The sequence below is a fragment of the Pseudomonas sp. P4_C3 genome, assembly GCF_056402075.1.
The window spans coordinates 1-810 of sequence record NZ_JBFUIC010000728.1; the positions used below are offsets into that span (position 1 = coordinate 1).

Genomic DNA, 810 nt, shown 5'->3' on the forward strand with positions numbered 1-810 from the left:
CCCCGATGACACCTCATCGGCATACCGTCGGGTGCTGCCATGTTCTAGCTGAAAGTCTTCCAGAAACCAGCCCTGAGTTCCGTTTTCCAAAGCGTAGATCGGGTTCTTCAGGCCCAGATTGATCAGCGTCTGGGCGCCGATGATGCTGCGGGTTCGACCGGCGCAGTTGACCACGATCGGTGTGTGCTCGTCCCGCACCAGATCGTGCACTCGATACCCCAGTTCGCCGTTCGGACAGCAGATGGAACCGGGTATGGTCATCTTGCGGTATTCATCGAATGGCCGACCGTCGAGCACCACCAGCGGCTCGCCCCGGGCTAGCCAAACGGCCAGTTGCTGCGCGGTGACATGGGGCGTATGGCTGGCCTGCTCTACCAACTCACCAAAGGCCTTGGACGGTACATGCACGCCGGCAAACAGCTGAAAACCAGCGGCCTGCCAACCCTCGGCGCCGCCGTCGAGAACATGAACGCGGGCATACCCCAAGGCATGAAGACGCTCAGCGGAACGCGACGCGACGCTCCCACCGTCCTGGTCATAAACGACCAGCCGCACCTGTGGATTCGGCGCCAGGCGCCGGGCCTCCAGTTCCAGACGGCTGTAAGGCAAATTCACCCCGAAAAACAGATGCGCTTCGCCATATTGGCCGTGCTCACGCACGTCAAACAGGGCAATTTCCTGCCCGTCGAACAGCCACTGCTGCAGTTGTCCTGGGGTTACGGTCTGGCTCATGGRAGTCCCGTGTGCAAAATAAAATTATTGAAGCGCCAGGGAGCGCTCTTCGGCCGCGACGTCCCGTCCCTTCGTATA

At 60.6% G+C, this 810-nt stretch carries 1 protein-coding gene; it reads right to left on the reverse strand.

The genetic code is table 11. The features are described from left to right. Positions 1 to 732: rhodanese-like domain-containing protein (locus tag AC1DVH_RS32085; RefSeq protein ID WP_477757163.1), on the reverse strand; the 732-nt coding region annotated here is incomplete at its 3' end. Positions 733 to 810 lie beyond the last annotated feature (78 nt).